Source organism: Fusobacterium varium (assembly GCA_021531615.1).
GTDB lineage: Bacteria > Fusobacteriota > Fusobacteriia > Fusobacteriales > Fusobacteriaceae > Fusobacterium_A > Fusobacterium_A varium_C.
Genome location: JADYUE010000079.1, coordinates 1 through 1,593, shown reverse-complemented (window position 1 = coordinate 1,593; position 1,593 = coordinate 1). Strand labels below are relative to the sequence as shown.

The following is a 1,593-nucleotide window of genomic DNA, read 5'->3' as shown; positions in this document are numbered from 1 at the left end:
AAGCAGGAGCAGACTTATTTGTAGTAACTTATGATACAGCATGGGATGAAACTAGAGAATTAGTAGAGAAACAAGGGAGAAAAGTTCATTTCTTCCAAGCTGACTTAACAGATAGAGCACAAGTAACAGCAACAGTTGAAGAGTGTGTTAAAGTATATGGAAAAATAGATATATTAGTAAACAATGCAGGAACAATCAGAAGAGCTCCACTATTAGAGTACAAAGATTCTGACTGGGATGCAGTGATGGCAATCAACATCGATTCAGTTTACCACCTAAGCCAAGAAGCAGCTAAAATAATGGTAAACCAAGGATCAGGAAAAATCATAAACATCGCATCAATGCTATCATTCCAAGGAGGAAAATTCGTTCCACCTTACACAGCAAGTAAACATGCAGTAGCAGGAATAACAAAAGCATTTGCAAATGAACTAGCTTGCAAAAATATCCAAATCAATGCAATAGCACCAGGATATATCAAAACAGCAAACACAGCTCCAATAAGAGCAGATGAAAAAAGAAATGCAGAAATCTTATCAAGAATACCAGCAGAAAGATGGGCAGATCCATTTGATTTAATGGGAGCAGTAGTATTCTTAGCAAGTAAAGCATCAGACTATGTAAATGGACATATTCTAGCAGTAGATGGAGGATGGTTAGTAAGATAATGATAGGAGTAAGGGCTCATGATCTAGGAGAATTTACAATTGCTAGATTAGAAGAGTTTATTCAAGAGATAAAAAGGTATGGTTTTACTCATATTCAATTAGTATTATGGAAAAGTTTTAGTGATATAGATCCATATTTAACAAATGTTTCAACAGATCAATTGGAAATGATAGCAAAAAGATTGAAGGAAGAATCTATAAAAGTAACAGTACTAGGAGCATATTATAATATGATCTCTCCAGATTTAAAAGATAGAATTCTTGGGGAAGAAAGATATGAGAAGATGTTGGAGATTTTAAAAATTTTCAATGGAGAGGTAGTAGGGACAGAACCTGGTTCATATAATATAGATTTTTCATTTAATGAAAGAAATCATTCTAAAGAAAGTTATGATATAGTTTTAGATAGCTTTAAAAAGTTTTCTAAAGTTGCAGAAAAAAATGGAACAAATATGGGATTAGAACCAGTATATACTTTAACTATTTGGAATATAGAAGTAGTTAAAAAGTTATTTAATGATTTAAATTCTAAAAATTTTAAAATAATTTTTGATCCAGTTAATCTTATTGGAATAGAAAACTATCAACAACAAGATGAATTAATTGAAAATATGTTTGAAATTTTTAAAGATAATATAGTAACAGTTCATTTTAAAGATTTTTTAGTAAAAGATAGAAAATTGATAAGAGTTTCTCCAGGAAAAGGAATATTAAACTATAAATTATTACTAAGTAAAATGAAAAAATATAATATCAATGGAATATTAGATGAAGTTCCTAAAGAAGATTTAGAATTCTCTAAAAAGTATGTAGAAAATATTTTAAATACATTATAGAGCAATTAAAAATATATTTACATTTGGAGGGAAAATATGGCAAGATATATTTTAAATGAAACAAGCTATTTTGGAATAGGAAGTAGAGC

The 1,593-nt window shown here is 29.4% G+C and carries 2 protein-coding genes; both read left to right on the top strand.

Translation table 11 applies throughout. The features are described from left to right. Positions 1-668 (top strand): 2-dehydro-3-deoxy-D-gluconate 5-dehydrogenase KduD (kduD, locus tag I6E31_12395; GenBank protein ID MCF2640758.1); only part of this gene is annotated, 668 nt, incomplete at its 5' end. After that, positions 653-1,504, top strand: coding sequence for a sugar phosphate isomerase/epimerase (locus I6E31_12390; GenBank protein MCF2640757.1), 852 nt, complete (start codon positions 653-655; stop codon positions 1,502-1,504). The genes kduD and I6E31_12390, both read left to right, overlap by 16 nt. The last annotated feature ends 89 nt before the right edge of the window (positions 1,505-1,593 follow it).